This window comes from Streptomyces sp. SID5464 (assembly GCF_009862985.1).
Classification (GTDB): Bacteria; Actinomycetota; Actinomycetes; order Streptomycetales; family Streptomycetaceae; genus Streptomyces; species Streptomyces chartreusis_D.
The window spans coordinates 1-12,580 of the sequence record NZ_WWIQ01000055.1 but is presented as its reverse complement, the minus strand read 5'-3'; the positions used below and the strand labels follow the sequence as shown (position 1 = coordinate 12,580).

The 12,580-nt window shown below is 73.2% G+C and carries 7 protein-coding genes; 4 read left to right on the top strand and 3 right to left on the bottom strand.

All coding sequences use genetic code 11. The annotated features are described in order from the left end of the window. The first annotated feature begins 170 nt into the window (after nucleotides 1-170). Nucleotides 171-3,539 carry a BTAD domain-containing putative transcriptional regulator gene (locus tag GTY47_RS26770; protein WP_010044953.1) on the top strand — a complete coding sequence of 1,123 codons (3,369 nt, stop codon included), beginning with the start codon at nucleotides 171-173 and terminating at the stop codon, nucleotides 3,537-3,539. Here the strand turns inward: GTY47_RS26770 and GTY47_RS26765 are convergent. Then, nucleotides 3,526-5,517: a sigma-70 family RNA polymerase sigma factor gene (locus GTY47_RS26765; protein WP_010044945.1), complete on the bottom strand. Its 1,992-nt coding sequence runs from the start codon at nucleotides 5,515-5,517 to the stop codon at nucleotides 3,526-3,528. The genes GTY47_RS26770 and GTY47_RS26765 overlap by 14 nt on opposite strands. Before the next feature lie 361 nt (nucleotides 5,518-5,878). Continuing rightward, on the bottom strand, nucleotides 5,879-6,658 hold the full coding sequence (locus GTY47_RS26760; protein ID WP_050810308.1) for a helix-turn-helix domain-containing protein: 780 nt from the start codon (nucleotides 6,656-6,658) through the stop codon (nucleotides 5,879-5,881). A 376-nt stretch (nucleotides 6,659-7,034) separates the two neighbouring features. Between GTY47_RS26760 and GTY47_RS26755 the strand changes: the two genes are divergently transcribed. Beyond that, entirely contained in the window at nucleotides 7,035-8,414 is a 1,380-nt protein-coding gene (locus tag GTY47_RS26755; RefSeq protein WP_029181530.1) for an NAD(P)/FAD-dependent oxidoreductase, read from the top strand. Nucleotides 8,415-8,587: 173 nt separating this feature from the next. Then, nucleotides 8,588-10,255: a SpoIIE family protein phosphatase gene (locus tag GTY47_RS26750; protein ID WP_010044938.1), complete on the top strand. Its 1,668-nt coding sequence runs from the start codon at nucleotides 8,588-8,590 to the stop codon at nucleotides 10,253-10,255. 55 nt (nucleotides 10,256-10,310) lie between these two features. Here GTY47_RS26750 and GTY47_RS26745 read toward each other — a convergent pair whose 3' ends face one another. Further along, nucleotides 10,311-11,576 carry an MFS transporter gene (locus tag GTY47_RS26745; RefSeq protein WP_010044936.1) on the bottom strand — a complete coding sequence of 422 codons (1,266 nt, stop codon included), beginning with the start codon at nucleotides 11,574-11,576 and terminating at the stop codon, nucleotides 10,311-10,313. A 122-nt stretch (nucleotides 11,577-11,698) separates the two neighbouring features. Between GTY47_RS26745 and GTY47_RS26740 the strand changes: the two genes are divergently transcribed. After that, nucleotides 11,699-12,247 (top strand): MarR family transcriptional regulator, encoded by a 549-nt coding sequence (locus GTY47_RS26740; RefSeq protein WP_010044934.1) that lies wholly within the window; start codon nucleotides 11,699-11,701, stop codon nucleotides 12,245-12,247. The last annotated feature ends 333 nt before the right edge of the window (nucleotides 12,248-12,580 follow it).

Below are 12,580 nucleotides of genomic sequence, written 5' to 3'. Positions count from 1 at the left end.
GCGGCACCCCGCTCCGCCGGGCTGCGGACCCACCCGGCCCCAGCCGCAGCGCCGAGAATCCCGCAGCGCCGAGTTGGCCAACCCCGCCCCCGCAGATGCCGCGCCGCCTCCAGAAACACCCGGCCCCGAAAACCCCCGGCCCCACCACCACCCCGGGCGACAATGACCCGGTGCGGTACAGAATCCTGGGCGTCACCACGGCAGAGGACGAGCACGGCACCGCCATACCCGTCGGCGGCCCCCGCCTCCGCGCCCTGCTCACCGCCCTCGCCCTCCGCCCCTCCCGCGTCACGACGCCCCAAACGCTGATCGACGAGGTGTGGACGGACGACCCACCCCAGGACGCCCACGCCGCGCTCCAGGCCCTCATCGGCCGCCTCCGCCGCGCCCTCGGCAAGGACGCCGTGACCTCGGACACCGGCGGCTACCGCCTCACGGCCACGCCGGACGACATCGACCTCTTCGTCTTCGAACGGCTCGTCCAGCAGGGCACCGACGCCCTCGCCGCCGACACCCCCGCCCTGGCGGAACGCCATCTCGACGACGCCCTCGCCCTGTGGCGCGGGCCCGCCCTCGCCGACCTCCCCGACCGCACCGCCGCCGCCCGCCCGGAGGCCACGCGCCTGGAGGCGACCCGGGCCCGAGCCGAGGCCCGCCTACGGCTCGGCCGCGCGCCGGACGTCGTACCGGAACTGCGGGAACTGACCTCCGTCCACCCGTACGACGAGCCGCTGCACGCCCTCCTCATCCGCGCCCTGCGCGACACCGGCCGCGAAGCCGACGCCCTCGCCGCCTACGAGTCCGCCCGCCGCGCCCTCGCGGAGGGCCTCGGCACCGACCCCGGCCCGCACCTGCGCGCCCTCCACGCCGACCTGCTCGCGTCGGCGGCGAGGAGCGAGACGCCAGCGCCCACCCCGCCCGAGCGCACCGGGAACATCCGTCCCCGACTGACCTCTTTCGTCGGCCGGGAACCCGAGATCGAAGCCATCCGTTCGGATGTGCACAGGGCCCGACTCGTCACCCTCACCGGACCGGGCGGCTCCGGCAAGACCCGTCTCGCCGAGGAAGCCGCCGCCGGGCTCCCGCAGGCGTGGCTGGCCGAGCTCGCCCCGCTCGACCGGCCGGAGGCGGTGCCGGGAGCGGTGGTCAGCGCGCTCGGTCTGCGTGAGACGGTGCTGATGACCAGCGAGCTGACGGCCATGCAGGACGACCCCGTCGCCCTGCTCGTGGAGTACTGCGCGCCGCGCAGCCAACTGCTCATCCTCGACAACTGCGAGCATGTCATCGGCGCCGCCGCCCACCTCGCCGAGACCCTGCTGACCCGCTGCCCGGGGCTCACGATCCTCGCCACCAGCCGTGAACCCCTCGGCGTCCCCGGTGAACTGGTGCGCCCGGTCGAGCCCCTGCGGCCGGACCACGCCCGCCGGCTGTTCGCGGAGCGCGCCGCCGCCGTCCGTCCCGACGCGGGCGCCGTGCTCCGTGACGAGCGGGCGGTGGCGGAGATCTGCCGCCGCCTGGACGGGCTGCCGCTCGCCATCGAGCTGGCCGCGGCCCGGCTCCGGCTGCTCACGCCCCGGCAGATCGCCGACCGGCTCGACGACCGTTTCCGCCTCCTCACCTCCGGGAGCCGTACGGTCCTGCCCCGCCAGCAGACCCTGCGTGCCGTCGTCGACTGGTCGTGGGACCTGCTCGACGAGGCCGAGCGGACCGTGCTGTGCGAGGTGTCCGTGTTCGCGGGCGGCTGGGACCTGGCGGCGGCGGAGGCCGTGTGCACGGGGCCCGCCGCCGAGCTGCTCGGGGCCCTCGTCGACAAGTCCCTCGTGGTCGCGGCACCGGTCGGGACGGGCGAACCGGATGACTCGGATGGTTCGGGCGGTTCGGACCGCCAGGGCCGCCAGGGCCGCCAGGACGGCTCGGACGGCTCGGGCGGCATGCGGTACCGGATGCTGGAGACCATCCACGAGTACGCCGTCGAGCGTGCCGCCGAGGCCCCGCAGCTGCGTGCCGCGGCCGAGCGGCGGCACCGGGAGTGGGTGCGCGCGCTGGTCGAGGAGGCCGAGCCGCTGCTGCGCTCCGCCGGGCAACTGCCGTGGGTCTCCCGCCTGGAGACCGAGCTCGACAACATCCGCGCGGCCCTCGACCGGGCCCTCACGGCCGGGGACGAGCAGGAGGCCGGTGCTCTGGTCCTGGCCATGGGCTGGTTCTGGTGGCTGCGCAACTACCGGCACGAGGGCCTGGAGTGGCTGGACCGGATCCTGCGGCTGGGCGTGGAGAGGGACGCCGCCGCCGGGCTTGTGCCGTCCGGCGGCGAGCCGGACCTGCCCGATCCCGTGGACCACTTCCTCGCCGCGCCGGACGGGGAGGCGGGGCACCCGCTGCACGCCCTGCGGATGGATCTGCGCATGCTGCACGTCTTCTTCGTGACCGAAGCCGCGCTCACGGAGGCGTTCGTCAACGGGCAGCGGCCGTATGTGGGCCGGGTGTGGGCCTACTTCCAGGAAGGGGGCCCGAAGGCGGCCCGGTTCCCGGGGCTCGTCTGCCCGATCATCTCCTCCTACGTGGGCGACCGGAGCGACCTCCGGGCCGTCATGGACTCCGCCGTCGCCAACTGCCGTGCGCACGGCGGGGAGTGGGAGACCGCCGTCGCCCTGATGTTCCGTACGCACATGGTCGTCGACGGACCCGGCGACCTGGACGGCGTGGACGACGACCTCGCGGAGCTGCGGATCCTCAGCCGCCGCGCCGGTGACCGCTGGCTACGGGCACAGGTGTGCGGCGCGGCCGGCGAGGCGGCCATGGCACGCAGCCGTTTCGAGGAGGCCAAGGGAGAGTACGAGGAGGCGCTGCGGCTCGCCTACGAGGTGGGCGCGTACGCCGAGTCGCCGTTCCTCCTCGCCCGGCTCGCCGAGATCGCCTACCGCGCGGGAGACCGCCCGGCCGCGCTCGCGGGGCTGGACGAGGCGACCGCCGCCGCCGACCGGTACGGCGTGGCGGACTCCAGGGCGTTCGTCCTGCTGCTGCGGGCCCAGATGGCGTCCGAGGAGGGGCACACCGCCCGGGCGCGCGCGCTCTGCGAGGCGGCGCGTGCGGACGCCGGGCGCGGCACACCGCCGCCCCAGTTCGTGGTGATGATCGATCTGGTGGACGCCATGGTCACGGCGAGCGAGTCCGGCCCGGGGCCCGCACTGGACAAGCTGACCGGAGCGCTTCGCGAGGCCGTGGACAAGCGGTGCTCCGACGCGATCCGGGCCACGGTCGTGGACAGCGCGGCAGGACTGCTGGCCGACCTCGGCGACTTCCCGCGCGCGGCACGGCTGCTCGGCGCGGGTGACCACTGGCGGGGCGGACGTCCCCGCCCCATGCCGGAGTACGCCCAGGCGGAACGGACCGGGGCAGCAGTTCGCGCCGCCCTGGGCCCCGCCCGGTGCGAGTCGGAGCGCGCCCGGGGCACGGCCCTGACGGCGGACGACGTCCTGCGCGAGCTGGAGGAGGCGCGGAGTTCGTACGCCACCGGGCCGGAAGCCGCTAACCGCAGGTGAACTTGGACTCCGCCCAGTCCGCCAGGGCCAGGTCGTCGAGGGCGCCGTGCGGTTCCACCACGAGCCGTACGGTGCCGCGGCCGGTGAGGTTCACCTGGACGGGCACCGCCGGGTCACCGCCCTCCACCAGCCCGGACCGCCACAGCCGGACCCCGTCGGCGTAGACGGAGAAGTACACCTTGCCGAGCTTCAGCGCCATGTCGTCCACCCCGACGAGCGCCTGGTACGAGGAGCAGGAGCGGTTGAGGTCGATGGTGACGGAGGAGCGGCCGTGCACGGTGACCCCGTGCGTGTACCGCCTGCCGCCGGCCGACAGGCCGGACCGCTGCCAGACCCAGCTGCTCGCGCCGATCCGCATCTCGGGCGCGGTGCCGTCGCCGCTGATGTCGTACGACAGTTCACTCCACTGGTAGACGGTCGGGGCGGGCGGCCTCTCGGTCGGTGTCGGTGTCGGTGTGGGCGCGGGCGCCGGGGGCGGTGTCGGCCTCGGGGCCCCGGGCGGCGGGGTGGGCGTCGGTGTCGGGGCCGGGGACGGTGTGGACGACGGGCTGGTCCTGGAGGTCGGTGTCGGCGCGGGCGTCTCGGCGCGCGCGGGCACGATCGCCGGTGGCCGCGGTCCGGGTTCCCGCTCCGAGGGAGAGGATGGAGAGGACGTGGGGTCGGCGGGCCGGACCACCGGCGAAGACGGAGTGGGAGCCGGTCTCGCCTCGTCCTTCTGCTGCTTCTCGTTGCCGGCCAGCACCAGCACCACCGCGGCCACGACGCCCACGGCCACCACGCCTGCCGCGATGCCGGCCTTCACCGGCGCGCCCACCCCTTCGGAGACCGCCGCGCCACCTCCCGCCCCACCGGACGAGCCGCCCCCCGCGGCCCCACCGGCCGAACCGGCACTCGCCGCCGTCCCGCCCGACGAGCCCCCGCCCGCCACCGCAGCCGCGCCCGCGGCCCCGGCCGCCCCCGTGCCTCCGGCGATGAGCCCGGCCGCCTTGGCGTACCCGGCGGCACCGAACCAGCCGATGACCGCAAGCGGCACCACGGCGGGGATACCGCCGGCGACCTCCTCGATCTGCGTCGCCGCCAGCCGGCACTTCACGCACTCCTCCAGGTGCTTGCGCAGCCCCCGCTCGGCACGCGTGCGCAGCCGGCCGCGGGCGTACGTGCCGAGCTGGTCGGCGTAGCGCGCGCATTCCTCGTCGGCGGTGAGCGTGGCGCTGACGTGGGCCTGGAGGTAGGCCTGCTTGAGGCCCTCGCGGGCCCGGCTGGCGAGCACGCGCGTGCCGTTGGCGTCCAGCCCGAAGAGCGTGGCGACCTCGCTGGGCGACTCGTCCTCGACCTCCGTGTGCCACAGCACGGCCTGCCACCGCTCCGGCAGCGACCGGAACGCCCGCATGGCCATGGACCGCTCGGCCTCGTGCATCGCCCGCACGTCCGCGCCCTGGTCGAGAGTGTCGTCGTCGGACACGTAGGAGCCACGTGCGGACTGGGCGGCGAACACCGCGAAGTCGTCGACGAGTTGCTCGCGCCGCGCCGACCGCGTCCAGGAGGCGGCGACGCGCCGGACGGAGGTGAGCAGGTAGGCGCGCACGGCGTGCTCGGGGCCGGAGCCGCCGCGTACCGCCTGGAGCATGCGGGCGAAGACCTCGGCGGTCAGGTCGTCCGCCGTGTGGGCGTCACGGCAGCAGGTCCGGGCGTACCGGCGCACGGCCTGCGCGTGGCGCCGGAACAGCTCCTCGTACGCCGTGTCGTCGCCCGAGCGCATCCGGTCGATGAGATCGGCGTCGGAGGGCGGCAGTTCGCGCGGCGACGGCACGACGCTGTCCTCATGCCATGCGCGCTGTGGCGGGACCGAGCCGTCGACGGGATGCCCGCCCGGCGGTACGCCCGCGCGTCCGCCCTGGCTGGGCACCTGCGGCGGGACCGGGCCGCCGGCCGTGGCGTCCCCGCTGCCGCTCGACTCGTCCCGCCCGTCAACGCTCATCGCGGAAAGCCCCCGCCAGCCGGCCAACACGTCCAGACCACCGGGTCAGAGTGCCATATTGGCTTTTGGTCAGACCCTCGTTGTCCGGACCATCACTCATCCGTGGGGATTTACCGCACGCCAGTACTAGGCATCACTCATTCGGGGAATGATTCCCTGTCGCCGTGCTCGGAAGCCGAGCGGACCGATCCGGCGGCCGACCGTGACCACCGAGGCCGACCGGTCCGATCGACCGGGACCAGTCGACCGGCAGCCGATCAACCCAGTCGACCAGCCCAGCCGACCGGCAGCCGACCGCACCGGCCGATCGCTCCGCCCGTTCCGGCCGCCCGTTCCGGCAGCCCGCCCGAGCCGCTGCGGCTCACGCCGGCCGTGACCGCAGCCCCTCCAGCAGGATGTCCAGCAGGCGGGCCGACGCGGCCGCCTGCTGCGCCGCGTCCGGCAGCGAGGGCGCGGCCGTCGCGATCACCAGCAGGACGTCCGACACCGACACGTCCGCGCGCAGCTCACCCGCCGCACGCGCCCGCTCCACGAGCTGACCCACGACCTCGAGCAGGGCCGAGGCCCCGGCGTCGTCCTCCGCCGCGACCGCCGCTGCCGGCACCGAGGCGACCGCCACCGGCTCCTCCGGCACCAGCCGCAGCTCCGCCGGGCCCGGCTGCGTCCGCTGCTGCGGCACGCGCGCCTGACCGGCACGGTCATCCTCGACCGAGACCCGCAGTACCTGCGGCGGCAGCAGCCGCCCGGCGCCGGAGGCCACCGACGTACGCAGGAAGCGCGACAGCGCCGACCACGGCTCGTCCTCCTGCCCGAGCGCCGCACGCGCCTGGTCGGTCAGCCGGGAGGTCTCCTCCTCGGCTATCCGCCGCACCAGGACGTCCTTGCTCGGGAACCGCCGGTACACCGTGCCCACGCCGACCCGCGCGCGTCGCGCCACGTCCTCCATCGGCGCGCCGTACCCCAGCTCGCCGAACACCTCGCGCGCCGCCCGCAGCACATGTTCCAGATTGCGCTGTGCGTCCACGCGCAGCGGCGTCGTCCGCGCTCCGTTCCCGCGTCCGTTGCCCGCCGTCGCGCTCATCGTCGCGCCACCCGCCGCGACAGCGGACGCGGACGACCAATGAGAGTCCTGAACATGCATTCGCATTCCCCCGGTAATGACGTCTCCCCCCGGAGACACTCCCCGCCATTCGATGCCGGGACGGAGGAACAGGCCCGGGTCCCCGGACCCGCCCGTCGCGGACCCAGCGAGCGCATCCCCCTACACCCCGTCGACACACGAACATAGTTGAGAGGGAGTCAATTCAGAAGGGGGAGGTTCCGCACGGAGCGCCCACCGATCGGAGTACGGGTCGCATACGTCCCGAATGTGCCCCCGACCGCCCCTCGCACCACCCCTGCTGACCTGCGGGTATTCACCACAGCTCACCTTTCCGGCCAACTCCGCGCGCTCTCCCGCTCCGGTCACACAATTCGTCGAGGCTGTGGACAAACGCAAGCGCCGGGTGCGTCATGGGATGGTGAAGGAACGTGCGCGCATTCTCGTTGTCGGTGGTGGCTACGTCGGGATGTACACGGCCCTGCGCCTCCAGGGCAGACTGAAACGGGAACTGGAGCGGGGCGAGGTGGAGATCACGGTCGTCACCCCCGACCCGTACATGACGTATCAGCCGTTCCTCCCCGAGGCCGCCGCGGGCGCCATCTCGCCCCGCCATGTCGTCGTACCGCTGCGCCGCGTCCTCGACCGCTGCCGTGTCGTCATCGGCGAAGCCACCGCCATCGACCACGCGAAGCGCACCGCCACCGTCACCACCCTCGCCACCGAGGAGGAGGGCACGGGCGGGCAGCTGCTGACCTACGACGAACTCGTCCTCGCCCCCGGCTCCGTCTCGCGCACCCTGCCGATCCCCGGCCTCGCCGACCACGGCATCGGCTTCAAGACCGTCGAAGAGGCCATCGGCCTGCGCAACCACGTCATCGAGCAGATGGACATCGCCTCCTCCACCCGTGATCCCGCGATCCGCGACGCGGCCCTCACCTTCGTCTTCGTCGGTGGCGGCTTCGCCGGCGTGGAGGCGCTCGGCGAACTGGAGGACATGGCCCGCTACGCCGCGCGCTACTACCACAACGTCCAGCCCGAGGACATGAAGTGGATCCTCGTCGAGGCCTCGGACCGCATCCTGCCCGAGGTCGGCGAGGAGATGGGCCGCTACACCGTCACCGAACTGCGCCGCCGCAACATCGACGTACGCCTCCAGACCCGCCTGGAGTCCTGCGCGGACCGGGTCGCGGTCCTCAGCGACGGCGCCCGCTTCCCCACCCGTACGGTCGTCTGGACGGCCGGCGTCAAACCCCACCCGGTGCTCGCCGCCACCGACCTGCCCCGCAACGGCCGCGGACGGCTCACCTGCACGGCCGAGCTGACGATCGCGGGCACCACGCACGCGTGGGCGGCGGGAGACGCCGCGGCCGTCCCCGACGTGACAGCCGGCGAGCCCGGCCGGGAGTGCGCCCCCAACGCCCAGCACGCCGTCCGCCAGGCCAGGGTCCTGGCCGACAACATCGTGCACACCCTGCGCGGCGAACCCCTCACCACGTACGCCCACAAGTACGCCGGCTCGGTCGCCTCCCTGGGCCTGCACAAGGGCGTCGCCCACGTCTACGGACGCAAGCTCAAGGGCTACCCCGCCTGGTTCATGCACCGCGCCTACCACCTCAGCCGCGTCCCCACCTTCAACCGCAAGGCGCGCGTCCTCGCCGAATGGACGCTGGCCGGACTCTTCAAACGCGAGATCGTCTCCCTGGGTTCACTCGAACACCCCCGGGCGGAGTTCGAACTCGCGGCCGGTGGAAAGCCTTCTCAAGACCCCCCGGTGAACCCGAAGGGGTCGTCCTGACCGGACCCAGGAACTCCACCGGCCGGCCCGGCGTCTGACGGATGCCGGTCCGGTCCGCTCACTGCCAGACTGGTCCACCACCGCGGGCGTGCCACCACTCGCCCCGGTGCGGGCCCCCGGGGCCCCGGCCGGTTCCGGTGCCGGCCGCCGACGACTACACGAGGCAAGGATTCGTGAACTTCACGCGCTGGAGCGCCCGGCTCCCCGGAACGCAGCGCCGCGCCGCAGCGCGGACCGAGCAGACGGCCTCCCCGAACCGGCGGGGGGAAGGTTCCGTACCCGCCGCCCGCACCGAACAGCTGACCGACGAGCCACCGTCCGTACCCGCCGTCGACGAACTGCGGGTGCGTGAGGTCCTCGACCGCGTCCCGTCCCTCGTCGCCCTGGTCCACGGCCCCGACCACCGCATCGCCTACGTCAACGACGCCTACACGACCGCCTTCGGAGTCCGCCCCCTGGGCGAACGCGCCCGCGAGGCCCTCCCGGAACTGGACGCGCTCGGCCTCTTCCCCCTCCTGGACCAGGTCCAGCGCAGCGGCAAGCCCCGCACGGTCAAGTCCCGCAAGGCCCCCGACGGCCGCTGCTACACCTTCACCTGCACCCCGGTCGCCCAGGGCGACGGCAAGGGCGGCAGCGACGGCCGCGGTGTCCTCGTCTTCGCCACGGACGTCACCGACCACGCCGAAGCCGCCGAACGCCTGCGCGCCAGCGAACGCCGCCAGCGCGAAACGGCGGTGACACTCCAGAGGTCACTGCTCCCCCAGGAGCTCGAAGAACCCGACGACCTGCGCATCGCCGCCACGTACCACCCCGGCGGCACAGAGGCCGCGGTCGGCGGCGACTGGTACGACGTCATCACCCTGGGCGGCGGCCGCACGGCCCTCGTCATCGGCGACGTCATGGGCCGCGGCGTCCGCGCTGCGGCCGTCATGGGCCAGCTCCGCACGGCGGTCCGCGCCTACGCCCGCCTCGACCTGCCCCCGCACGAGGTCCTCCAGCTCCTCGACGGCCTGGCAGCCGAGATCGACGCCAACCAGATCGCCACCTGCGCGTACGCGGTCCACGACCCGAACGAGGGCAAGCTGGTCTACGCCTCGGCGGGCCACCTCCCCATCCTGGTCCGCGACGAGAACGGCGCGGTCCTGCGCGCCGACGAACCCACCGGCCCGCCGCTCGGCACCGGCGGCTGGATGCACGCCTCCGGCTCGATCCCCCTCGGCCCCGGATCCACGGCCGTCCTCTACACGGACGGCCTGGTCGAGCGCCGGGACGCCGACCTGGACGAGGGCATCGCCGCCCTGGAAAGCGCCCTGGCCGGCGCCACCGGCACACCCCAGGTCGTCTGCGACCGCCTGGTCCGCTCGGCGGGCGTGACCCCCGACCACGACGACGACGTGGCCGTCCTGGTCCTCCAGCACCCGGCCCGGACGGGCCCGGAGAGCGAGCTGTTCCGCAACGCCGCCCTGGAACTCCTGGGCGGCGTGGAAGCGGCCCCACGCGCGCGTGCCTTCGCCTCCGGCGTCCTGACCAGCTGGCGCTTCCCCGCCGATCTGCACGACCTGGGCGTCCTGGCCACCAGCGAACTGGTCGCCAACTCCCTCCAGCACGGCACCCCGCCGATGCGCCTGCGCCTGCGCCGCACCGACCGCCGCCTGATCATCGAGGTCACCGACGGCGACGACCATCTCCCCAGGCGCCGCCGCGCGGAACCGGGCGACGAATCGGGCCGGGGCATCGCCATCGTCGCCACGATCGCGTCGAACTGGGGCTGCCGCCGGACCCCGGGCGGCGGCAAGGCGGTGTGGTGCGAGTTCGCACTACCGCGCACGCAGGCGCCGTAGACGCAAGGGAGGCGGAAGCGGGGCCTGCACAGGTGGGGAAGGGCAGGGGCGGGGATCAGACGTCCGCGGAAACGGGCGCCCCACCCCGCGCCACGACCCGGCTCTTCGCGAGCCACGGCTGATCCTGCACCTCCGTGAGCTGCCGCCCCAGCCGCACCGCCAGGAAGCTGATCCCCAGCGAGAACAGCAGGAACGCCACGATGTACGGCGCGTGCAGCGAGGCCCCCAGCGGCCCGCCCACCGCCGGCCCGACGGCCAGCGCGAGCTGCTTGACCAGGGCGAACGCGGAGTTGTACTGCCCGGCCATCCCCTCCGGCGCCAGATCGGCGACCAGCGGGGCGACCGTCGGCGACAGCATCGCCTCACCCAGCCCGAACAGGGCGTACGTCGAGACGAACGCGGCCGTCGCCATCTCCTGGCTCCCGTGCCCGAGCCCCGCGTACCCGGCCACGGCCCACGCCACGGCCCAGATCAACCCCACGACGGCGATCACCCGCGACCGCCTGCGCCGCTCCACGAACCGCAGCACGGCGAACTGCGCCACGACGATCACCAGCGTGTTCGCCGCCAGGGCGGTCCCCAGCGCCGACGTCGATATCCCGGCCGCCTCGACCCCGTACGCGCTCAGTCCCGATTCGAACTGCCCGTAGCAGGCGAAGAACAACACGAAGCCCAGCACGCACAACTGCACCATGGCCCGGTTGCCCAGCAACTGCTTCCAGCTGCCCCGCCCCGACGCCACGGGCGCGGCCTCGATCCGCGGCGCGTGCGGCAGCCGCACCGTCGTCATCACCACGACCAGCAGCAGGAACATCGCCGCCTCGATAGCGAAGAGCAGCGTGAAGGAGGCAGCGCTCGACGTGTCGACGAGGTGACCACCGATGAGGCCACCCACCCCGAGCCCGAGGTTCTGGAGGAAGAACTGCATGGCGAAGGCGCGCGAGCGCGTATCCGCCGTCGAGCTGTCCACGATCATCGTCGCCAGCGCCGGCTGCGTCACGGCCTGACCGGCCCCCAGCACGGCAGCCGCCGACAGCACCGCCGCGGCGTTGCTCGCCAGCCCCAGACCCAGCGCACCGACGGCGGCGGCGACCAGGGCGGTGAGCAGCACCGGCAGCGGGCCACGCCGGACGATGGCCCGCCCGGCGAACGGCAGCACGACCAGCGCCGCCACAGCGAAAACGGCGAGTACGAGACCCGCCGTCATGGCTCCCAGTCCCCGCACCTGCGCCACGTAGACGTACAGATAGGGGACGGTGAAGCCGAGCCCGAACGCGCTGAGTGCGTTGCCCACGTGGATCCGGCGCATCGCTGCGCCCATCGCCCTGGTCACGTTCACCTCTCTCACAAGTTAGGAGTGAAGACTTCGAAACTAAAGTTCGAAGCTAAAGAGTACATATCCAAGGACTTCAAGGCAAAGAACGAGCGTGCGATACTCCCCCCATGGGCGACACCCCCGGCCCCAGCGAGCCGACCCTCGAAGAGCAGATCGCGGCGTACCAGCGCGAGTTCCAGGACCTCGACCCCCAGGTGGAGCAGATCGTCTCGGCCCTGTCCCGCCTGAACCGCCGCATGAACGTCGCCTACGGCCGTCAGACCGCGGCCCTCGGCATCAGCAACGCCGAGTGGGAGGTCCTGAAGGCCCTCGTCCTCTCCGGGGCCCCCTACCGTCTGGGCCCGAGCGACCTCGCGAAGCGCCTCGGTCTGACCCCGGCCGCCATGACCCACCGGATCGACCGCATGGTCGGCGAAGGACTGGTCACCCGGGAGCGGGACGAGTCCAACAGGGTCCGCGTCATCGTGGAGCTCACCAACGGAGGTCGTGAGAAGTGGCTGGAGGCGATGCGCCTGGCGACGGTCTTCGAGGAGGATCTGCTCCAGGACCTCTCCCCGGAGGAGCGCAGCGCACTCGGCGAGGTCCTCACCCGGCTCCTGCGCCGGGTGGAAGACGCCCAGCCGGACGCCGGCGGCCGCCTCTCCGACCTGGACTGACGCCCGCATCAAAGATCTTGACAGGGGCCGCTTGACACCCCCCTTCCCGATCCGTAAAGTTCTTCGGGTTGCCGCGGAGCCGTAACGGTTCTGCGACAGCGCTTCCGCCGCACGAGCGGCACCCAACCACTAGCAAGATCGCTCCCAACGGGGTTGATTTCGGCGTGCCCGAATTCAATTCGAATTGGGACTCGACGACCTGATCGACTCCGCACTGGCTTCGATTTTGGAAACGCCGAGAGAACGCGCTAAGGTTGGACACGTCGGAACGGCCCAACAGCCGCGAAGACGAACCCCGCTGACTGGGGGTCAGGTCGAGAAAAAGATCTGATA

Excerpts from the sequence above, each read along its gene's own strand:
- GTY47_RS26745 (WP_010044936.1), bottom strand. The coding sequence starts at position 11,576 with ATGGGCGCAGCGATGCGCCGGATCCACGTGGGCAACGCACTCAGCGCG.
- GTY47_RS26755 (WP_029181530.1), top strand. The coding sequence starts at position 7,035 with ATGGTGAAGGAACGTGCGCGCATTCTCGTTGTCGGTGGTGGCTACGTC.
- GTY47_RS26760 (WP_050810308.1), bottom strand. The coding sequence starts at position 6,658 with ATGCATGTTCAGGACTCTCATTGGTCGTCCGCGTCCGCTGTCGCGGCG.
- GTY47_RS26740 (WP_010044934.1), top strand. The coding sequence starts at position 11,699 with ATGGGCGACACCCCCGGCCCCAGCGAGCCGACCCTCGAAGAGCAGATC.
- GTY47_RS26765 (WP_010044945.1), bottom strand. The coding sequence starts at position 5,517 with ATGAGCGTTGACGGGCGGGACGAGTCGAGCGGCAGCGGGGACGCCACG.